The 21680-nt window shown below is 58.1% G+C and carries 14 protein-coding genes and 1 pseudogene; 4 read left to right on the top strand and 11 right to left on the bottom strand.

The features are described 5' to 3' along the window. Window positions 1–1124: 1124 nt before the first annotated feature. The gene (locus ACSKB8_RS03785; RefSeq protein WP_438102602.1) at window positions 1125–1319 is read right to left on the bottom strand and encodes a hypothetical protein; all 195 of its coding nucleotides are present in this window, start codon (window positions 1317–1319) and stop codon (window positions 1125–1127) included. Window positions 1320–1545: 226 nt separating this feature from the next. Between ACSKB8_RS03785 and ACSKB8_RS03780 the strand changes: the two genes are divergently transcribed. The 3 genes from ACSKB8_RS03780 to ACSKB8_RS03770 all read left to right on the top strand — a co-directional run bounded on the left by ACSKB8_RS03780 (window position 1546) and on the right by ACSKB8_RS03770 (window position 4623). After that, window positions 1546–2676 carry a S8 family peptidase gene (locus ACSKB8_RS03780; RefSeq protein WP_438102600.1) on the top strand — a complete coding sequence of 377 codons (1131 nt, stop codon included), beginning with the start codon at window positions 1546–1548 and terminating at the stop codon, window positions 2674–2676. A gap of 11 nt (window positions 2677–2687) precedes the next feature. After that, window positions 2688–3203: a hypothetical protein gene (locus ACSKB8_RS03775; RefSeq protein ID WP_438102598.1), complete on the top strand. Its 516-nt coding sequence runs from the start codon at window positions 2688–2690 to the stop codon at window positions 3201–3203. 73 nt (window positions 3204–3276) lie between these two features. Beyond that, window positions 3277–4623: a hypothetical protein gene (locus ACSKB8_RS03770; RefSeq protein ID WP_438102596.1), complete on the top strand. Its 1347-nt coding sequence runs from the start codon at window positions 3277–3279 to the stop codon at window positions 4621–4623. A 33-nt stretch (window positions 4624–4656) separates the two neighbouring features. Here ACSKB8_RS03770 and ACSKB8_RS03765 read toward each other — a convergent pair whose 3' ends face one another. From ACSKB8_RS03765 to ACSKB8_RS03720, 10 genes are all read right to left on the bottom strand, one after another. Then, the gene (locus tag ACSKB8_RS03765; protein ID WP_438102594.1) at window positions 4657–5823 is read right to left on the bottom strand and encodes a hypothetical protein; all 1167 of its coding nucleotides are present in this window, start codon (window positions 5821–5823) and stop codon (window positions 4657–4659) included. Between the two features lie 319 nt (window positions 5824–6142). After that, the gene (locus tag ACSKB8_RS03760; RefSeq protein WP_438102592.1) at window positions 6143–6766 is read right to left on the bottom strand and encodes an HD domain-containing protein; all 624 of its coding nucleotides are present in this window, start codon (window positions 6764–6766) and stop codon (window positions 6143–6145) included. Window positions 6767–6872: 106 nt separating this feature from the next. Next, complete coding sequence (locus tag ACSKB8_RS03755) at window positions 6873–8822, bottom strand: hypothetical protein (RefSeq protein WP_438102591.1); 1950 nt, start codon at window positions 8820–8822, stop codon at window positions 6873–6875. Continuing rightward, window positions 8707–9459 (bottom strand): phosphorylase family protein, encoded by a 753-nt coding sequence (locus tag ACSKB8_RS03750; RefSeq protein WP_438102590.1) that lies wholly within the window; start codon window positions 9457–9459, stop codon window positions 8707–8709. The genes ACSKB8_RS03755 and ACSKB8_RS03750 overlap by 116 nt, the downstream gene beginning before the upstream one ends. An 897-nt stretch (window positions 9460–10356) precedes the next feature. After that, on the bottom strand, window positions 10357–11724 hold the full coding sequence (locus tag ACSKB8_RS03745; RefSeq protein ID WP_438102588.1) for a hypothetical protein: 1368 nt from the start codon (window positions 11722–11724) through the stop codon (window positions 10357–10359). Continuing rightward, window positions 11721–15500 carry an AAA domain-containing protein gene (locus tag ACSKB8_RS03740; RefSeq protein ID WP_438102587.1) on the bottom strand — a complete coding sequence of 1260 codons (3780 nt, stop codon included), beginning with the start codon at window positions 15498–15500 and terminating at the stop codon, window positions 11721–11723. Before ACSKB8_RS03740 ends, ACSKB8_RS03745 begins: the two co-directional genes overlap by 4 nt. After that, window positions 15446–15910 (bottom strand): DUF4011 domain-containing protein, encoded by a 465-nt coding sequence (locus ACSKB8_RS03735; RefSeq protein WP_438102585.1) that lies wholly within the window; start codon window positions 15908–15910, stop codon window positions 15446–15448. The genes ACSKB8_RS03740 and ACSKB8_RS03735 overlap by 55 nt, the downstream gene beginning before the upstream one ends. A 425-nt stretch (window positions 15911–16335) precedes the next feature. Next, complete coding sequence (locus tag ACSKB8_RS03730; RefSeq protein WP_438102583.1) at window positions 16336–17991, bottom strand: protein kinase domain-containing protein; 1656 nt, start codon at window positions 17989–17991, stop codon at window positions 16336–16338. 10 nt (window positions 17992–18001) lie between these two features. Then, window positions 18002–18646 carry a 4Fe-4S single cluster domain-containing protein gene (locus tag ACSKB8_RS03725; RefSeq protein ID WP_438102581.1) on the bottom strand — a complete coding sequence of 215 codons (645 nt, stop codon included), beginning with the start codon at window positions 18644–18646 and terminating at the stop codon, window positions 18002–18004. A gap of 2 nt (window positions 18647–18648) precedes the next feature. Continuing rightward, a complete protein-coding gene (locus ACSKB8_RS03720; RefSeq protein WP_438102579.1) occupies window positions 18649–20478 on the bottom strand; it encodes an AAA family ATPase in 1830 nt (609 codons plus the stop codon). 781 nt (window positions 20479–21259) lie between these two features. Between ACSKB8_RS03720 and ACSKB8_RS03715 the strand changes: the two are divergent. Then, window positions 21260–21516 (top strand): annotated as a pseudogene (locus ACSKB8_RS03715) (hypothetical protein); the annotation flags it as partial. Window positions 21517–21680 lie beyond the last annotated feature (164 nt).

The raw sequence follows: 21680 nt of genomic DNA, 5'->3' as shown, positions 1-21680 counted from the left end.
CGGTTCGTCATATCCACCGACGAAAAGGGAAATGAAGGCGTTGTGAAATTGATCACCTCGGCCGGTTCTGGCCTGGGCGATGACCCCTGCGGCCTCGCTACGTCCTGTAAGTCGACAGAAGTGGGCCGGTGCTGACCGCATCGACGGGACGGCCGCACTACCAGCTAGGGCAGAAGATTGCAGACGCGATCGTCAATTTAGGCCGGGAGGGGGCGAGATGCCTCACAGGTTCGCCGGGAGCCTTGGTCTATGACTTGTCTCGGCATCAAGTGCGTGTGAGATTTAAGCGTGCCGCTGACGCGCGATTGTCCAGCTGCTAATAAGAAGGCGCGGCGACAGGCGCCGCGCAAAATAGTCAACCTACAGCGTTGATCCAAGGTCCGTGCTACATGAACTTGGCGACCTAGCCGAGCTTCTTGCAATCATCGCAACGTGGCCTACCAGCTGAACCGGGTTTGCGATGCCACTGCTTGATGTGTTTCCCGGCCGGGCAGTTGTCGTGGTCGTGGTAGACGTTGCGGTGAGATGGTGGATATTCGAGGGAATCCGTGTGGTAGGGAGCAGTTTTTGACATAATTCTCCTTCAATGCGCCTGATTGAACAAAGAAAATATATCTATCAAAAGTTGTGATTCGTAAATGGTATTTTGCCATTAGTGTTTTGGAATACGCAGACGTGCTTCCGTAAGGTGCGCGAGTGCTAACGCAGTTCGCGAGGGAGGGGCGCCGCGGCCAGAGATGCCGAAGCTCGTGGCTTACCAATGCACCGGCGATGAGTGCGGATCCCACTGTTGCCCAAAGACTGTCGCTGTTGCGGAGACGGTGCTCGGCGTGGAGCTTGCGCGGCAGCGGAGCAGGGACCGGTCGAATGCAAGTTACAGCTCCGCCGGCCCCGTGACCAAAGAGGCGATTGCTCCTCACTAGATCTCCACGCATTCTTGCAACCAACCTCAATCCATGAAGTGTCGCGCGATGGCGCCAGTCTCCACGTCAGCTGTGCTGCCCTCATATGGGGCTCGGCTACGACCAAATTGCCGGCCGGGCCAATAGCTTCCAAACGCATTGCGCCAGCTTAGCCGATTCAAAGTCGCCTTGAACTTCGCGCAAAGTCCCTGGTGAAATCCGTCAAAAATCGCGCTCAATCGAGGAATTTGAGCGTCCACGCATGCTAAAGCGGGCGCGCAATACCATCAGCAGCCTCAGGATGCTTGGCAATATCGACATCAGCGTGCCTTCTTGGATCATGAAGAACCCGATGGAGGGATCGACGCGCGGAAGGCTTCGATCAAAAGGTATGGTCTTGCGAGCGTAACGCGCCATTCTCTCACGGTCTTGGCGGCGAACCTACATATCGCACATACGGAGCTTTGAATTTCGCTATTACTTCAGAGAAGTGGATATGACCTTGACGTCCGCTGCCGCTTTCCGCCGCGAAACGCGCCTAAAAAGCCGAAAATCTTCCTAGTTTGAGCTTGCATCCGCAAACAACCAGAGGTTATATCATTCTATTGTTGTATATTCCATTGCTCATGTGCGAGGAACGGGCATGAGAAAAATACTCTTGGCGTTCGCTACGCTCTTGCTGCCGACCGCCGGTATTTGTCAGCAAAAAATCGAGAATGGGGTTCGTGCCGAACTGAAAACAGCACCTCTCGTGCGCGTGCTGATCGTGACGCGCCCTGATCCGGAACAGACAAACGGTGGTGCCTCTTTTGCGAGTGCCAGCAGCTATGTTTCGGATGCTCTCTCCGATTCCGCCCAGAACGTTCGTCCGATCGGGTCGCTCCCCGTAGCCGCGGCGGAGATTTCGGCAGCCGCGTTGCCCCGTCTGCGCGAGGATCCGAACGTCGTTCTCGTTACTCGCGACATACCCATGCCGCCCACACTTATGGATTCGGTTCCGTTCATCGGAGGCGACAAGATGCACGGCCTGGGTTACAGCGGGACCAATGAGACGGTGGCCGTCCTGGACACGGGCGCGCAAATCGATCATCCCGCACTAGCCGGCGCCGTGGTAGGCGAAGCCTGCTTCTCGACGGATCATTCCAGCGTCTACAACGTGAAATCGCTTTGTCCGGGCGGGTTCGATGTCGGAACAGTCGGCGGATCGGCTGGTCAATGTCCGACCGACGTAGCCGGATGCGATCATGGGACGCATGTGGCCGGAATTATTGCCGGCCACAACATGACTTTCGCGGCAAAGAACTTCGGCGGCGTTGCGCCGGCGGCGAAGCTTCTATTGATACAGGTCTACTCGCTCTTCGATGATCCCAGTGTCTGCAAGGCGGCCGGCAAGTGTATCCGAAGCTTCACTTCCGATCAGCTTCGAGCATTGGAATACGTCTTCAAGCATCGGGCAGAGTTCACCGTGGCCGCCGTCAACATGAGCTTGGGAAGCGGATATTTCGATGCAGCGTGCGACAAAAGTTCGGCCCTGACGGAGATCATCGAGCGCTTGAGGTCCAAGGGAATTCCAACTGTCGTCTCTGCGGGCAACGAACATTTTTTTGACGGAGTGGCAGAGCCGGCCTGCATCTCATCGGCGGTATCGGTCGCAGCCACCAAGAAGGATGGCTCGCTCGACGTCTCCTATTCGAATGTAGCCTCTATGGTCCATATAGCGGCGCCCGGCACCGACATAGTCTCAAGCGTTCCTGGTTCGGCCTATGCACCATGAAGGGCACGTCCATGGCAGCTCCCCATGTCGCCGCAGCACTTGCATTGTTACGTCAGGAGTTTCCCGACGAAAGCGTCAGCCAGCTAGAAAGCCGTCTGACGGCTGGAGCGCCAATCACTGTCGACGTGCGGACCGGAACCAAACTGCCGCGCCTTGAACTTGTCCATCAGGCCGCCGTCAACTCGAACTCCACGGGTCCAGCTGGATCTTCTAGTTCGACGGACGGCACGCCGACGCCGGACACGGCTCCGTCCTCACCGGCTAGCGGAACGTTCATATTGAAGACGGTGCGACCAACAGCGGACATCGAGTGGGCACTCGACAATAACTGCGGAAACCTGAAATGTGATCTCAAGCCGATCGGAGAGGACACCTTCAAGCTGGACGTCACACCGAAGCCGAGCGTGGCGCCCCAAGATAAGGCGAAGATCACGACAATCGATGCGAGCACCGTGAAGAGCCTGCTGAAGGATATCCCCTCGATCGCGGTTTTCGATAACCGGCTGTCATCTCCCTTTAACAAGTGAGTTGAGCAACTCTGCTGCCCGGCACTTCAGCACCGAAGTCTTCGAACTCCTTCATCGACTTGGAGCGACAAAAATGCGCAAATTTGTACCGGCCTTGATCGCCGGCCTACTTTATACCACGCTACCAAGCGAGCTCAGCGCTCAGCAAAGCATCAGGCCCGAGCCACTGGGTTTGCCGCCGGCCGAATTTCCGCTCGCGAGCTCCGTCATCGATGGGCACGTTGCCGCCAACGATATTGCTGCGTTGCGTGCGCATGCCTGGAAACTGTGGGCCGGCCTCACAGCAAGATCGACGCAATCATATCAAGGGCAAACGCTTCCCATCTGGGAAACGTGGTTATCGGAAGAGGAGGCGTTCTCAACCTTAGCGGCTCCTGCTGCAGCCGGAGAGGAGCGGATTTTGCGACCATTCTCACCACTCCGCCAGCTTCGTCACGAGTTCCTCAACGCACCGCAAGGATTGTCGCTGCAGCTAGCGACTGATGCCGACAGAACCAGATTGCTCGCTTTCGTGAAGCTGAGCCCGGATGCTGCCGGGTTCGTCGCGGCCCAACACCCGATGCCGGACAATTCCGGAGGCACCGTTCGATACAATAGAAGAGCCGATTTGTTGAAGCTAAACACCTATTTCGACAAGATCGGCGCAAAGATCGCCGATCGCAAGATCCTGGACTTTCCCGCAGCGGCCGTCGATCTGAAAATCGTTTTCCTTCCTGTAAAGGCGAAAGGTCTGACCGCCATTCCCATTTGGGATGGGCCTGGCAGCAGTTCGAATCCGAACAATCCGACTGTGAACACGTGGACCAAGTGTGTCGCAGTCGATCCGACGAATAACGGTTCCGGGCAGACAAAGATTGATTGCAACGGCACGCAAATCGACGCGCAAGTCGTTGGGCTCGATCGCTTCTATGCGATTCAATTGGACTCCGCTCGAGCAGCCGCAGTTTCGGCCTCTTTGGGTCTCAGCGGACCCACGGCCCTCGAAGCTGGAGATTATCAGGTCGCCGTCGCGATGCACGTGACTACAAAGGAAATCGCCAATTGGACCTGGCAGACATTCTGGTGGCAGGATGGGAAGAACCCGCCGAACAAATTTCCAGGTTCGGTCGATGACATGCCTGATAGCAACACTATAGTCGGTCCTTGGCGCAACTATGCCATGTGCATTGCGGACTCGGTCGTTCTTCCAGCAAACGATCGCAACGGAAAACCGATCGTCTGCTTCAACCCCTACCTGGAGCCGGGCCTGAGCGAAGGCACATCTTCTAACTGCATGTCCTGCCATGCGCGCGCGACGGTCCCGGGCGTCCCATATCCGTTGACGTATCATCCCAACGGATGGATCGATCCGGCCGATCAGCTATTTGCGGGCCAAACGAAGACCGATTTCGTCTGGGCGGTTCAGAACTCGGCGCGTTGAGTATCTGCTTCCCTAAGGGACCGAGGTTGCAGCCTAGAAGCCGCTGAATTTGTTCCCGATGACGCGCTCTAGCGTCAGTTGCAACTGGGTCGTGGCAATGTTGGTGTTCTCCGAAGGCGGAAGGGCCGGAGCTGGGGCGCGCGTGACACGTACCCCCTTCGGGTTCGACTCGATTGCCTGGATCCTCCCTTGGTTCTCGGCGATCGTATTCTCGCCTGTCGTTCGCTCGCGTTGCTTCCTTTCCAGTTCGGCCCCTCCAGTTGTCGCAAACTGATTCTCGAGGCCCTGCAGCTCCGAGAATTCGCGTCGAGCCTTCTCCGCTAGCGGAGCGGCTAGGTCGTTCGGCACCTCCAGATTATTGGGCGCCGCCAGCCCGCTCGGTAAAGCAACACCGAGACTAGTGATCGCTGCTTCCTTGCCTTTTATCTGTGCCTGAAGCTGTGCAAGCCGACGGCCGTCCGCAGTATCGAAATAGGCATCCGCCTGAGCAATCGTCTGCCGGGCGTCCTCATTTTCCCTTCTGTACTGTTCGACCTTCCTAACCTGTTCGGGCGTTTTTACCTTTGAGACAGTCGTGGTGCCGCTGCCCCCGGACGACTTCTTGGCCAACACGACGTCGACACTGTTGTCTTCCTCCCGCGACACGCCGACAGATGGGTTAATCGTTATCGGCCGTGGCGCGATCGTGAACGTCGGATTGACGCCGGCCGTCGCAAGCACGACGAATTGGAACGTATGGCCGACACTGGTGAGGCGGTCAGGATGGCTTGCGATGAAGCCATCCGAGATGCTCGTATCGAGCGCCTCGTTGAGCCATTGACCAAAGCCGATGTTGCCGCGCAGAAAAGGATGAGTTCCTGTTGCATAAGTCTCGGCGCAAGGTGCCGCATGAAGATCGATATCCGAGACGTTCAGGCTGAATTTGAGGACCGCGGTGCGGTTTGCTGTGCCCTTAACATCGGCACCGGCTGAGATGAGGACGGAAGAGGCCCCCCTATCGAAGGGAATCGGAATTTTGTTGGCATCTGCTGCGAGTGCGCCGGTCTCGTTGCCTTTGAGTGTAATTGTGTAAGCAGCTTGCCAGTCGATCAGGAAACGGCGATCGGTCCTGTGAAGAAACTGTTCCCGGATGGCGTCGGCGAGTTCGCAGTGTATTGCGCCGATCAATCGGTCCCGAGGAAGTACCTGCTGGCTGGTCAAGTCAGGCAGTTGAGTTCCGCAGCCCGCAAGTGAAAATGCTACCAAGAGCGAAAAGGCTTTATCGCAACGCATGTATCAGCCCCCAAATATTTCAATAAGCTAAACGTTGAGTTGCATTGGGTAAAGAACCTGCTTCGCGCGCTTGATGACGTTGCGGACGTTATCAACGAGTTCGCGGCTTCTGCAGCCAATCGGAGTGAATAACCGAGGCAGAGCGATCAGGTGTCAGGCCCGCGAGAGGTGTTGGCCGGCCGCCGCCACTCGCTGTCTTGGATTCGAAGGGCACAGCGATTAGCGTACGTCGGATCATGCAACTTCATCAGCAGGCGGCTGTGGCCTTCAATGGCATTTTTTCAATGCGGCGCCAGATCTCGTCCGCGATCTCGCGAAGGGTTGGATCTGAAATCCGCTCCTTATTGCCAGTGACGAATTGTCGTCGATTATCGAGCGTTGGAAAATGGTTAGCATAGACAAGCGCCTGGAAAACCGCGTCCAGCTTGTCAAAATCGCGAGCCAAGCTCGCGCACCGATCGGCCCCTGTCTCAAACCTTTGAAACTGACTGAACGAGGCGGCCAGGCCAGGTAAATGCTGATAGGTAGCTAGCGCGGCGATGCGATGCATCGCTGGTATCTCCTTTGACTTCGTCTCGCCGTCGGTAGGGCGGTAGTCGCCGATGTAGGCCTCTGCGATATCGTGATACAGAAGGATCCGGATGATCTGGGTTGTTTCTTTTGGATCGAGTTTCGGCGTCAGTCGTTCGCTCAGAAGGTCGACGAGAAGCATCGCACCATAGACATGCGAAGCGACACTTTCCACGACCTGCTTTTCGGACGTCATCTGGCGATCAACCCAGCCGATCCGCGGTATTGCTTTTGTGGCAAATAGCTCAACCACCGCATCAAGGCTTGAGTAGAGGTCGCGCGAAAGTGCGTGTTCAACCATGATTAGAAAGGCTGAAAGCTCTGGGCCCAACGTCACGTTGCTGGCCAGGAGCCTCTTTATGAGACCCGCCTCCTGTTCCCGTTGTTCTGTTGATAGTTTTGCGAGTTCATGACGATACCGGACTAGCGAAAAATACGTCAGAATGGCAGATTCGATCGTATTCGCCTGTCGTTCCGCTGCTTATCGCGGCCTCTATCCGTCGTCCAAGTAATTGGCGAGTACGACGCCAATTACCTCCTCTATCTTCATGGTCGAGCGCCACTGTGACGCCTGTGGCATTGTGATCACGGTAGTATTCGAGATGAAAGCTCCGGTTCAAGCGATCTTCAGAGGGATCGCTGATGACGGCGGCAATGTATGAGTCGGTTGCTTTCTTGTCGCCGTTTAGCGAGCGGCTGATATAGAGCGAGCGCCTTGCGAGCCGCCAGAATTTGGTCTGTTCGCTCGGCGATATTGTGCCTGGATCCAGCAACACTTGAGCGGCTGTGTCGAAAGCTTTTTCGGCCCGAAGCCTGCCCCGTTCCGAGCGCGCACGTCCGAAAAGATACAAAGCATAGGAAAGTGAAGCCGGCTCGAGGGTGTCCGAGATCTTGTGCGCGGCGGATAGCACCGCGTCCTCGACGCGTTGGTCGGCCATGAGATCCTTGACGGCGCTGTTGACGTCGTTGCCAAACACCAATGATAGAAAAAGCTCCTCGTTAATACCCGTAGACTTGAAGATCGCGCTGCTACTCTTGGGATTGTTGAATTCACCAAGGATATAGACGACAGCCTTGGCGATCAGTGCGGTTTGGACAATGCGTGGAAAAAGCGCGAAGTCGCTCTCGTATCGGTCATGCGCGGTCGCAAGCTCTGGAGATCCGGCACTTCTCACCAGGATCCGGCAGTAAGACCGCAGAGCTGCTACGCAAAGCAGGTTGAACTGCCGGCTCGTGAAGCGGCCGTAGAGGTCGCCGTAGAGGTTTTGCATCGATTGGATCACAAAGGCCGAGCTGTTCTTGCCTTCGAACGCCATCTTCCCGGCATTGTGTAGATATATGGATACCACGAAATGATTGAGATAAAGAAACCCGAGCGCTCGAAGCGCAGCAAGGATCGCCTCAGGTGACTCGCTCGTGCTCGTTCCACTCGTTCGGACGATACCGCCAATAACCGCTGTTGCTAAAGCGTCGTCGTTTACTGAGATCGCTTTCAGGTCGACCGTACGGTCGTGCTTTCTGTTGTGAAGGTAAGGCGTCGGAGGGTAATCATTTGAGTCCGCTTGGAGTTCATAATGATCAAGGCCGAACGCGAGCACCAGCGTTGGCTCGTTGCGGGCGAGCAGCTGAGAAAGCGCCTCGATGATCGGGCGCTCGCTGTCCGTTCCGATCAACCCATCCAGAAAAACGATGACGTTGTCCTTTGTGTCGATCAGGCCGGGAGCATCCCGATCGACACGTCTTCGAAGTACCGAAGCGGCATCGCCCGATGCGGCTTCCTTGATTATTTTGCGGGCGTCGAGGAACACAGTTTTGGGTCCTTCGCGCGCATCGTTAACTGAAAGCTGGAGGGCTCGCAGGAGCGCCGTCTTTCCGCCGCCGCCGCGCCCCTGGACCAGGAACGACCCGGCTCTGGGCTTTTCCAATATTTCGCTCAAGAGCTTCGAAAACCGAACTGGAAGAACGGTCTCACCATGATCTCTTTTCGAGACGGTAACGCGCATATTCGAAAAACGATCGTCGAAATCGGAAGTGGAGGGAGCGCCTAGTATTCGTTGTCCTGGATACTCTGGACTGTAGTCTTCCGGGACGCCACCAACTCCGCTCAGCTTTCGCTCGTCTCCAAAGAGACTTGGCTCAGCGATGAGTAATTTGACCGTATCCAGTGCATTCGACATCGCCCAGCGGCGGATGAGTCCGTCGCCGATCGCATCGTATTCCGGCTTCTTTGTTGTGGCCGGGTCACTGATAGCTCTGATTGCATAAAATGGCGGCGCCGGTGTCAACGTAAGCAACCCATCCGCAATAAGCCCGCTTTCCATATCGGCGGCAACGTAGTTGCGATCCGCGTTCTTCAATACGTACTCTTTGAAGCGCGCTGATTTGATCAGCAGATTGCTGACTGCAAAAGGGCCGCTCACCACGGTCGGAAGTCTTGGCAAGGTCCTTGACGCCATCCCAATCTTTCAGCTTCCGTCGCTCATTTGGGGTGAGGGTGTAACCCGTTCGTTTGGCGAAATTGTCAATGCTGGGGAGCTTGTTCTTCTTCTTGAATGGGACTGAGTTTACGACGTATCCGGCACTGATGCTCACGGGGGCAGGTTTGCCGCCGGGAAGTATTTCATACCCATTCTTTTCGTCATCCTGCGCAGCTGCGCGGTAATCAATAACATTGATGTGAGTGGGTACGACGACATCACCGACCCGAGCGTCCTTTATTCGGCCCGAAATGCCGACGTTCAACACCAGCTTGGGTGAGAATTTCTCCGAAAAGCGAAGCGCCGCGTCCCGGATTCGCAGGCCGATTTCGCCCACGCTCACCAACGCGCCACGCCGGGAGGTGCCGTTCGCGTCTTCGTATTCAAAGGAGTGATACGGAAAAATGCCCAGTCGAGGCTCCTCCTTGAGCTTATGAAACAGTAAATCGTGAAACGTCTCTGCTTCTTCCGTCAGGGCGATTAGAATCAGGACGTCTACGGCTTCTGGTGAAGTCATGAAAAGGTCTCGACGGGAATTGGGCAGGGGATCGCCTATCGAAGGCGCCACCTCGGCTATAAGCATTTCAAAACTATTGGCGATGACTATTTGCAGCCAGAGAGCTTACGTGTGTTAATTGATTCATTCAACTGGAACGACCCTGTCTTGGTTCGAAAAATTGGCGTAACTCCATAGTGTTTAGGAAGACCGCCGCACAGCACATCATCCAATCTCACCTGGACAGGAGTGGTCGCCGCATGCCAGATGGCTCCAACTGCCAAAAATGCAGACCAATCCCACTGCCGACGGTTATATTGGTCGCCCCAATGCGGTGACACAGCCGGCCGGCGGCCCATCGGCCACTTTCTTCCTGCTGAGGCCGAGAAGATTATTTGCAAGGTACGCCGAACTTTCGCCAAGCTACCGCAGCGACTCGCAACGTTCGCCGGATTTCGGCGTTATGCCGGGGAAGAGTGCGGAAAAAATGCAACCTCCTCACAGATTCGGAAAATGGCGCGCCGTGCCCTACTATTTTGCTTATGAGTGATCGCCGCTCATTTTTGGAAGTATCCTCCTGAGGAGCTCCGCACGCGGCCTATAGGAGCTTCTTAGATTATGAAGTCGCCCGAGCGGCGCTGTTCGCTATAACGCTTGACGTTTCTCGGATCAGAAATTTACAACGATCCTATCAATGTGCCCTTCGAGCCGGTAAAGTAGCTTGGGAGCCGAGCTACGGACCAGAGGATGTTTGTAATGGGTTGGCCGCTAAGTTCGACGTGCGACCGGCTTTCGATGTGAAGCAAACGACCGCCGCAAAAGCTCTCGGCTGCGCAAAAGAGATGCTACGAGCTTTCCGATCTTCGCCAGCATCCGCGTGATCACCTTCTTCGTTAGTGGCTGGGTACCTGCAAATGGCTAATGAGGGGGGCTGATCGGTCGTGCTCGATGTGATCTTTCAACAACCTCTGCTTCTTGGCTTGCACCCGGATCTGGGACGAACTTCAAAGGGAATTGCCCGACCGGCCTTGCGAATTCCATAGTAACGTTCCCGCCTGCTTTAGCGACCAACCCCTTCAGGCGATCGAACTCACCGCACCAGATCGTTTCAATGTCGTGGTCACGTTTCGCATCGCGAGCTTCGGCCGAGCTGCCGATACCTACGGCGCGCACCTGGAGGAGATCCGATCTCGATCCGCCCAACAGCTCTACTCCGTAGCCAGGAGTTGCCGCCTTACGAATGACAATCTGGCCGTTCTGGACCCAGGCGGTCGCCATTCCCTCCGATACTTCGTATCCTAGGCTGGCAAGACCTTCGAGCACCGCGCGCCTGCGCTCCGCCGCGGCCATCGCCTTGAATTCTTCCTCGATGAGAACGTCGGCGCGTTTGACGAGTTCTTGCCCATTGCTGGGCAATGGGGAGGCGAGGGCTTCCTCGATTTCGGTCACCAGCGAGGGAGCCTCCGCTGACTTCATCACGGAAAGCTCGGCGCGTCGTGCCCGGAGCTCGTCGGCTAGTCGCGCCTTAGCGCGGCCATCCTTCACGGCCGCGGCCAGGTCCAACAGAAGGCTATCTGCGATAAGAGATCTTCGAGCCGGTGCCTCTGCTTCCATGAGCGCGACACGGTCCGAGAATGGGGAGGGATCGATGCCAAGCCCACGCAACTCGCCGAGAAGAGCATCGACGCGTCCCAAGGCGGGATCCTCCATCCCCTGAGCTTGCCCGGCAATCCATTCCTGCAGGGTGACGCGCCGTTCGCCGGCGCCCAGGCGACTGGCAAGCTCGCGTTGCCGGTCTGTCGCGCTATCCGGTGCCGCCTTAGAAGGAAGCAGCAACAGCGCCTTTGCCATGGCCGCTTCCAAGCGCTCGGAAGATGCCGCCAAGCCACTGAGCTCGCTTTGAATATTGGCGGGAATCTCGACTTTCAGAGCTTGCAGTCTCTGTAGCAGCGCCTCGGCTGCCGCTTTCGAGCGCCTTAATTCGCGGTTCGAACGGGCCGCCATTTCGGCAGCTCTTTCGACCCGGCGCCCGGAATCCGCCTGAAGGAAGGCGATCTCGGCGGCAACCTGTTTCTGGAGTTCGATGAAACGATCGGCCTCGAGCAGGCGACGAAGCTCATCTCGCCGGACTATGACTTTGTCGATGTCCTTCTGCTCGATCGTTCCGTTGCGTCTGCCGGCGGAGGTCCAGCTTTCGATCGCGGCGTCAAGCCGCGCCAGGTTGCGCTGGCAGATGGCGATGATCTCGGCTCGGGTAACGATCCTGAAGGCTTTGGGTCCGCTCATTGCAATCCTCCCCCACGAAGCGCGTGGTCGACAGCGTTCTTGAGCCGGAGGCGTTCGGCGTCTCCAGCATGAGTCCAAGCATACGACGAAACTCTATGGACATAAGGAACGGCTCTTCCCAACACGTTGGGACGCCAGATCTCGCGAGCACGAGCTCTTTGAAGCAAATGATGTCGCGGTGCATCGCATTCCACGCCTATGGCATAGAGGCCGGTCCGGGGATCAGTCACGGCAAAATCAAGGCTGAATGCGCCGCCATCGCGAGCCCGACTGGGCTTATAGCCATTCGCTTCCAGAAAGGCTTCGACGGACCTGGTGAAGCCGTCATCCTCATGATGTCCAGCTTCGTGGTGGGGACGTGGTTCGGTTACCATCCGGTCCAGGAGCGTCTTTCCGGAGTTTGCAAGACCCTCGGATACCGTCCTGGCATATTCGAGGTAGCCTTGCAGATAATCGCGCGGCACCCTGGGACCACTACGCCTCGTCAACAGGTCCGATATCTCCGATATCGGCATGGATGTGACGATGACCACCTTTTCTCTCGCACGTGTTACCGCAACATTCAGGCGGCGCTCGCCGCCGGCGTGGCCTAGCGCACCGAAGCTCTTGCGGAAAACGCTGTGTTCGTTGCGGCCGAATGTCGTGGAGAAAACGATGATATCACGTTCATCGCCTTGCACGTTCTCCACATTCTTGACGAAAAAGCCCATGTCCTCGCCATGCTCGATACGTTCGCGCTCGCGCATCAATGCCTCTCGGAACGCTGCATCGTTTTCGGCGCGATCTTCCAAAGCATCTTCTATGGCGTCGGCCTGCTTGCGGTTGAATGTAACGACACCGACCGAGGGTGGCGATGAATCCTCCCAAAGCTCCGATAGATATTGTACGACATCGCTGGCTTCCTTTTGGTTCGTCTGGGCCTTGTAAGTGCCGTCCGAGCGCACGACTTCGATCGGCTTGAGCCTGCGGATTGTCTCTACGGGATGGCGAACGGGGACGCTGAGGCCGTTGGCGTAGAACGATGCGTTCGAGAATGATATCAGCTCCCGATATTTCGAACGATAGTGCACCTGCAGAGTACGGGTCCGAAGCACGGAGCGGGCGAGTTGGAGGAGGTCGGGACAGTCCTTGATCTCCCTGCGATTCCACGTCTCCGCGAAGGCTTCGCGTTCCTCCTCGCTGGCTCCTTCTTCTGGTTCTTCGCCGTCGAATATTGCCGCTTCGTCGTTCTCGACCTTGCTGGCGAAGAAGGAGGTCGGTGGCATCTGCTTTTCGTCGCCGCTAACGACGACGAGCCTGCTGCGGAACAGAGAGGGCAGCGCATACTCAACTGGCATCTGCGAAGCCTCGTCAAAGATGACGGTATCGAAGAGTCCCGCGCGAGGTTGCAGAACGCGGCTCGCGACGTCTGGCGTCATGAGCCAGACCGGCCGGAGCGCGAAAAGACCGAGCGGAGCGGCGCGATCGATGAATTCGCGCAATCTTAGCGCTCTCGGGCCACGCCGCCTGGCGATGGCGTCCCACTCGCCGGTCGGACGCACTTTTGCTGCATCGATACCTTGGACGAGAAGATCCCGGTTGTACTGCCGGATCTGCGCGTCAGCTTCTGCGAGCGATTTTACCTTCGCATCTAGCTCGTCGGCGTCGAACAAGACGTCAGGATTCGCACCCTCCATATCGGCCTTCCATGCCAAACGGGCCTCGTGGCCTATGGTGGCGCGAATGCAGGCGTCGAGGCCTTCGGCAGCCAGTTCTGCGAGCTCAGACTCCCGGGACCTGAGTGTTGCGAAAATGGCGCGCTCCTTGTCGTCCAGGCGCGAAGAGCGAAGTCGATATTCCTGGTAGCTGCTCAGCATCGGCAGAGCCTGCACGATCTGGTCAATGGCGCTCGCATTAGAGCGACCATTCTCGACCGCCGAGCGTCTCGCTCCAAGCCACAGTTCGTCGAAATAGACCCTGAGCCTGTCCAAGGCTGCGCGGCTCTCCTCTCGCGTGTCATGCCTTCTGAGCGCGAGTTCAGTCCGCTGAAAGAACGTGCCGAGCTCCTCGGTCGTTCCGGCCGAGAGCGCTCTCTCGAGCTCAAGCCGGTCGGGGCACCGATCGATGAGCGAATTATGACCTCCCAGACCATTGAGGAACGAGCCGAGGCGCTCGGCGAAATCGGCGAGCTTACCGGGCGACAAATCCAGATTGGGGGCACGGCCGAACAGGATCGTGAAATATTGCTCGAGTTCGTGCCTCGGTCGGCGTATGGCCAATTCGAGCTCGACCGCATAATGCAACGAGCTGATGGCGTCGTTATCTTGCGGGAGCTGCAATGACGCAAGGAGCTGGCGTACACGGCGCGTTCGCAGCCAATGGAGCGGGTTGAGCCATTGTAGGGCGCTTGCCGGCAAGCGAACTTGGCCCGCGAGTTCCCCGGCAGAGCAGAGCTCTTCCTCATTGAAGGCGATGAGCTTGGAGCAAAAGTTCGGTTTGTAGGACGGGCCGTCGAGCGATGAGAAGATTTCTTTAATCGCTGATAGGCCCTCGAGAATGCGCGCAGCTTCCGATGTCCCATCCTCGACGTTCCGAAACAGCGGCCGCAACCGAGCGAGATTTGCGCAGACCGAATCGCTGATCGAGCGGAGCTCATCGGCTTCGGCGAGCCAGGACCGAAATTCCGCCGCATCCGATATTTTCAGACAATTCGCCGTCTCAGCGTCGGTCTGCTCCCGCCGCGCGTCGGCTTGCAAAAATGCCTGCAGGTGCAAGGCAAGCGCGGCCGCGGTTCCTCGATCGGGATTGAACGGCTTGAGGGCGGACAGAGGATTGTCTTCAAATTTCGACGGAAGCCAGAATTTCGCGAGCGGGCCGCAATTCTCCTCGATCCTCGCCACGTCCGCGGGATGCAGATCTGCCAGCAAAGGGCGGAGTTCAGGAGCGTCAATGGGTTTCGGGCTACCATCTTCGATCTCGAGCAGTTCGCCGAGCAGCGTTCGATAGGACAATCCGGTTCGATCATCCACGGAATGAAGTGCTACCTGGCGACGGTCCAGCTCCATCTCGAGCGTCTCGATGCGAGCCGCGAGACGATCGCGCTCTCGCTTCCAGGCTGGAGACCCTCCGGGAGACAGGTTGTGCAAAGCCTGGACCTGCGAACGCATTGCGCCGACGATCGGCTCACGATCGCGATGGGCATCGGTGATCATGACGAAGCGATCCGTCAGGCGTTCCTTATCCAAGCGCTTGCGGACCACCTCGAGAGCGGCTTGCTTCTGGCAGATCACGAGGAGGGATTTTCCCGTGCCGATGGCGTCCGCGACCATGTTGACGATGGTCTGGCTCTTGCCGGTTCCGGGAGGTCCTTCGATCACCAGTCCCGGGCCCTGACGTGCTTCGAGGACGGCCGCCTCCTGCGAGGGATCACTATCCGCAGTAAAGTACCGGTCGGTCTCTTTCACCGTAGGGAGCGCCGAAGGCGCCGCCTGCTGTTCGTTCAGGCGCAGGGCGGCCTCGAGTGCCGTGGCCGTCGGCGGCAAGCCCCGGAGGGTCTCGAGATCCTTCATCACCGCCTGGCCCATGAAGGCCAGATGGAACAGCACGGCTGCTGGCACCAGCTGCCGTTCTTGCACGCCGACTTCGACGTCCTTTCCGGGAAGCGCAACCAATTCGTTGCCGATAGGCTTGGCCAATCGGCTGAAGGCGTCCATCACCGCCTGGACGGACAAGCTTGCATGGGTCAGGAGCTCGTTGGCCGCTTCCTGCCAACGTCTCGCCTCGGGAATGCCGACCATTCCTTCGAGAGCGGGATTGACGAGAACATGCTCGATCTCGGTATCTGAATTTTCTCGCGCCCATAACCTAAAGTGACATGACCGCGGTTTCCGACCTCCGGATTGACGCGCACCGGCCACAGCAGAACCGGCGCAATCCGCGGTCTCGCGTTCGGCCGATGATCGCGCATGATCAGGAACGGAAATCCCATGAACAAACCATCGATGCCGGTATCACGCCTGTAGAGCAATGCATGGGAGTGCAAGGAGCGCAACCTTCGCTCAAGCCCGTCGTCATCGGCGAAAGCCGCCGGATCGACGTTCACGGTCCGGTGCGTACGACCAAGCAGTTGGTCGAGAATCTCAGCTGCCGGCACTCTGGACGTATCGAGTTCTGTGAGATCGATCCTGGCCGACTTGCCGATCAGCATGCGCGTCAGTGGTCCGCGCAACACGCCGCCTGAAATCCGTTTGGCGAAGAAGTCCAAGATCGTTGACACATAGCCTTGCTTCGGAAGCGCTCTCCACGTCTCGGCGGGCACACAAAGAAGGGCGAGCGCGCGCCCTAAGGGCATTCGTCTGTCCAGGCGAAACTGATCCGCCCACTCGTCGATTTCCTTGATGCCGCATCTGGCGAAGTTTTGAATGCGCTCTTCAATCGCCTGGTAGATCTCGCGACGTGGGCGGCCGAGGAGCGTTGTCGCCTCCTCTGCCGAAAAGTTGCCGAGCCCGGCCGTCGACGCTTCCTTTTCTGCTTCTTCGATGACCTCGGCGACCGAGCGGAACTGGTTCGAGGTCGCGCTGAGCAGGATGACGAGGTCTTCTTCCGCCGAAATGCGGCGCTCAGTGAGCGCTGCTACGCCGGCGTGGTCGGTATCGGGAAAAGCTTTCGCCGTTCTTCCCAGAGCGCGGCCAGGCGGGCCATAGAGGTCGACAGCAGGTGAACGCGCAGAGCATCCTCATCGACCGCGATTTCGAGTTGGTCCAGTCGCTTACGAACCGTGTCCGAGCGGACCTTCAGGCGCCAGAGCCAATCGTCCGGATCAATCTTCCGCAACAGGTCGGGTGCAGGACCTGTGATCAGACGGTAACCGTCGCTCGGATGGTCGAGCAGCCAGCCCGGTGTGACGATATTGCCTCTGACGATCAGAGGCATCGACGGATTGAGGGTTTTAAGGGAGATGGAGAGCTTCAAATCCTCCTGAAGGTCCTCAGTCCGCAGAATTTGCCGAAGACCTGCCGCAACGGCCGCTTCGAAGCCGGCCTCCGAAGTCCAGCTTGCAACGGCGCCTCTGAGGACAAGCGCCTTGGCTTGGTCCCAGTTCGCAGCTTCCGCCGCTGCCAATGCGAACATGTTTGCAGATCGATATTGTTTGCCGCCCAGCGAAATCGAGCTCCCGCCCTCTGTGTCGCCCGCTGTATCGGCCGCTGGCGCTGATACGCTTTCTCCGCGTAGCCACGCCTGAACTTCCTTCCACTGCCAGCGCTGACGCCTGTCACGCGCCAACAGGCCGCGCAGCAACGTGTTGATCCGCTCATCCAGGCTTTCGGGGAGGTGTATGCCGTTGGTGAGAATGTGGATCAGAAAGGCCTGCTCATTGATGCCTGCGAAGCACGCGCCTTGGGTGATCTTCTCCAACAAGATCATCCCCATGCTCCACCAGTCGGAAGCCGGGGCGACGCCGCCCGCGATCGCCTCGGGCGCCATATAGCGAGTGGTTTCAAGCGGAGACACGATATCGAGGTCGAATTCGGAGAGCCGTGCCGAGCCGAAGCCCCCGATGACGAGGTCAAGTGGCTCTTTTGACCGCACGAAGACCACGGAAGGGCGCAGATCCCTGTGTCGCAATCCGGCTTCGGTGAGAGCGTGAACGGCCTTGGCGAGCTCGCCGACTAACGTTGCAAGAGACGCCGGATCGGCTGGATCGACGGCAAAATCCGTCAGAGTGCCGTCCTTGAATTCCTCCGCGACCTCGTAGGCGCGGTCTTGCCAGCGACCGGTTGCGAAGAATTCCGGGACGTGATCTCGAGGAAGCTTTAAGAGCAAATCGTAGATCGCTTGGTCCGGTTCCGAGCCTATAGCGTAAAGCGTGAGTATTCCTCGCTGTCCGTCTGAGGCGCGCGTGGCGACGAAGCGCTCGCGAACTGTGCTGGACGAGGCGATCCGATCCTGCAGATGCCAACCGTCCACGATCGTTTCGTGGCCGGGCGCTGGCGCGGGCGGTGGTGTCGGAATGGGCTCGGTCGGTGAGGGCGCCTCGCCCCCTTCGATGATCGGCTCGCCGCATAAGCTACAGATCAGGTCGCCGGGAGAGCCCTGATGACCGCTTCGGCAGGTCGGGGCGCTCGGAAGAGGAATTACAGCTGGATCTGGTCTTGGTCTCGCCGATCCGGCCGGCGTTATATCGACCGCCGACAGGTCCCAGCCGCAGGTTTGGCCGTTCAACGTGCCTTCGCAAAAGATCTCGCTGACGGGGCGTTCGGTATTGCAGTTCGGGCAAAGTCTGATCATCAGTAAAATTCTAAACAGAGGGGAAACGTGTATCTTCCGAAATTCCCAGCGTCGCTCCGCCGCCTTCGAGCATATTTCGAAGGCGCCGGAAGTCGCCGCGAGCAGGAATGCCTGCGAGCCAGACGTCGCCATTATCGTCGAACATAACGTCGAAGGTGCGATCTCTTTCATCGATCGGCCGGTCGAAACTCGCGAACCGAGCGCGGCCCAGGGGCGTCATGAGGTGCAGCTCCTGATTGTCGCTGCCACGAAGCGCGAGGGTTTGCTTTTCATCAATATCGAACGGTCCGGAAACGACCGCGTCGATGAGAGATGGCGACGTGGCTAGCGCTTCAGAGATCGCGGTCCACGGGTAGCCGGTAAAGACCAGGATGTCCGCCTTGGTTCGACTTTTAAGGCGTGCCAGAAGATCGAACAACGCCTCGCGCTGATCGAAGGGCTCGCCACCCGAAATCGCGATCCCGTCGGCGGTCGAAAGCCATGGCGAGACTGCCTCGACGACGTCCTCTACGGTCGTCGTTCCTCGTCCGTGCGCCCAGGTGTCCATGGAGATGCATCCTGGGCAGCGGATCGAACAGCCTTGAAACCAGATCCCGATCCTTCGGCCAGGCCCCAACGTTGTGACCGGGAAATGGATGCGCGACAGATTGACCATCCTCATGGAGACTGCTCGCTCACGAGATCGATCGTGGTCGATGGCCCAGGTCGAATCTGTTCAATCCTGTATCTGTGTCCGGCTTCCGCTCCGCGATCGAAGAGACTGCGCGACAGCGGGTTGATAAGGTGAGATTCAACCTGATTGCGGATGCCGCGGCCGCCGTTTGAAAGATCAGAAAGGCACAGGCCGCGAAGGATCTCCCGGGCAGTTCCGGTCAACGTCACGTCATAGCCCAGCGAGCTGACGTCCTTGAGCAGATTGTCGACCATCTGATCGAATATCTCGTTTGCAACCTCGGGCCGGATGAAATCGAAGACGATGACGTTCTCTCCGATCCGGTTCAATATCTCGGGCCGGTTGAGGACCTGTTTGAAGTGCTTTTCGATCTCGCTTCGGACCTTTCTCCGCACGCCGTCGAAGGTCTCTTCGGGCGTGACGTTGGCAATTCTCTCACCAGATGGCCCCGGTACGTAGATGCCTAAATTTGAGGTGAAGACAATGAAGGCTTCGGAGAAATAGACACGATCGCCTCGTCCCGAGGTGAGGACGCCGTCGTCGAGGACCTGCAGGAATTTGTCGAGAATCCTCGGATGGGCCTTTTCGATCTCGTCGAACAGGACGACGCTGAACGGCTTTTCACGGATCGCGTTCGTGAGCTCGCCGCCGACATCATATCCGATATAGCCGGGCGGTGCGCCGATCAGCCGCTGGTCCGAGTGCTCGGCGCTGAACTCCGACATGTCGAAGCGGATATACGCAGATTCATCGCCGAAAAGCAGGCTGGTGATGGTCTTGGCGAGTTCCGTCTTGCCGACACCGGTCGGCCCAGCAAGAAAGACGACACCTCTTGGCCGGCCGCCGCGCGGCGATTGTCCGATCCCCGTCACCGCGCGCTTGACGATATCGAGCATATGCGTGACTGCGTGAGACTGTCCCTTGACGCGGCGTCTGACGAATTCTTCACCCGAAGTGATCTTGTCGCGACTGATCTTGCGCCAGGGATCCTCAGTCACGCCCACTTTGAAGCGCCGCACGGCATCCCCGATCCGATCGAACTGCACGCCTTCGCTGCGGGCGAGCTGCGCGACCGCACTGACGTCGAGCAACAGAAGGCCTTCAGTCTCGTCCACGAATGCTTGAGTACACTTTTCTAGGTCAGATTGGTCCGCGTTCTGCGCGCCGGGTAGACTTCGGACAAGGGAGCGGATCATGCTCCTCCTCGCAAGATGATCCGGTCGCCCGATGGGCACGTGTCTGATCTTCGGGTTACCGATTAGGAACCAATCAGGCAGATCACCCTCCTTGTCGACGATCCAGACGACCGTATTGAAGAAGGGCAGCCGCTTATCGCCCGCCGGACGCGCGCGCGCCGCATGAGACAGGATCAGCGCCCGGGAGAAAAGCTGGTGCTCGGCAGGTGATAAGGCATCGTTTCGCGCGATCAGTCTTGAGGCAAAGTCGACGATGAGGGCGGAGGGCTGGCCTTCAGCAATGACGTGCCGTTCGAGCGTCATCGACAACAGATCGATCCCGCCCGCCGCTGTGCCAGCAGTCGGCGCTAGACCCAGTTGAGTGAGGTAGCTTCCGTCGGCCGGCTCCACGTCCCGAAATCCGTTCAGAAGATCGAACCATGCAATCCGCCCATAACCAGCTGCCTTTAAAACGTCCGGCAGAACCCTCGATAACGGCGCTGCGGTCAACTGGCCCGGACCGACCTCGTGGATCTGAAGGTCCCGCGTATTGCCGGAGAGCACGAATTGGCTGCGCAGAGGCAAAAAGCGTAGCAAATCGCGGAGCCATCTGGCTCTTTCCACCGAACTGTCGTGCACCGAGAAGCCCCCTTGTACGCGTATCGCGCAACTATAAGCTATCCTACTCGCCGATTTCGAGAGTATTTCCCATGAATCCATAGGGAAATGGGATAAGGCGACAAAGGACGAGAAGGGCGGTTCGATCGAGGTCGGAAGGGGACATCCAGCACATCAGGGACATCATTAATGTTAGCGATCTGCTCGGCCAAACGGTTCAGATCGTGTGCGACGGCAACCGCTATCTCTGGGAGATCGTCTTTCGGCCAGGCGGCAAGTTTTTGAAGGCAATTCGCACCCGTTAAAAGAGAAGCCCACCTTCGGCGCCGTGAGCGATCGGAAGGCAGCTCGAACTCGGGCGTTTAGGATCTTTTGGGCTTCTTTACGCATTTAAGGACACGGTCGTGAAGCGACGCATCCGATGAACAACACAGCTTGCCCAAAAGCCTGGAACTACGGCGCTGGCGAGGGAGACACACGGACGTGACGAGCGCGCCGCGCGTTCAGAAGCAGGTCGCCTTCGTGTAAGCTCCGCCCAACCGTCGCCCGCCAAGGTTTCGCTGACGAGCTAGGCCTCGCGGTTTTGCGGGATCAAGCTTTGCATTGAAATCCTTGTCAGTACGAGCAACCGAAGCGCAGGTATTCTAGGAAGTCGCTTTTGCCGGAGCTCGCCCGCCGATGATGGCATTGAAGCCGTCGTTGAAGCCGATTGTCACGGCTGTTCGAACATAAGCGGCACACTCCCGTGGGGTGACAAAGGCCATGAGGTCATGGCTTTGCGGCGCACGGTTATCCGGGCGCACTGGCACTCCATCCTCCTATGATCGCCGACGAGATGTGCCGGCAAGCCGACGTGTTCGCCGATCTTACGGAGCTCCAAGCTAGGATTAGTCGCAATCCGTCGGAACGCCCCCCGCGCCTCGTGAGCGCGAGTCACGCTATCGCCCGCAGCAGGTCCCACAGCGTGAGACCATCGCAGGACTAAGGGAAACGATAGCGTGCTCGAGGACTGAGCTGCGAAGCGAAAACCCCTGGTGTGTGATCCAGACGGTAGTATGACTGGGGCGCCGGCGCACGTGCTCATTCCTGCGAGCTGTGCTCTGGAGACGAGGGCAACGCCCGGCATTTGCGCCGGGCTGATCGCTAATATAGTTCGGTTCTCAGCAACGGACGAATTAGACAGGCGTCAGTCGCGTCCAGTCGGTTTGGATTCTGCCATTGCA

The sequence above is a fragment of the Bradyrhizobium sp. BR 1432 genome, assembly GCF_051547705.1.
In the GTDB taxonomy this organism is placed as follows: domain Bacteria; phylum Pseudomonadota; class Alphaproteobacteria; order Rhizobiales; family Xanthobacteraceae; genus Bradyrhizobium; species Bradyrhizobium zhanjiangense.
This window is presented reverse-complemented; position numbering and strand designations above follow the sequence as displayed.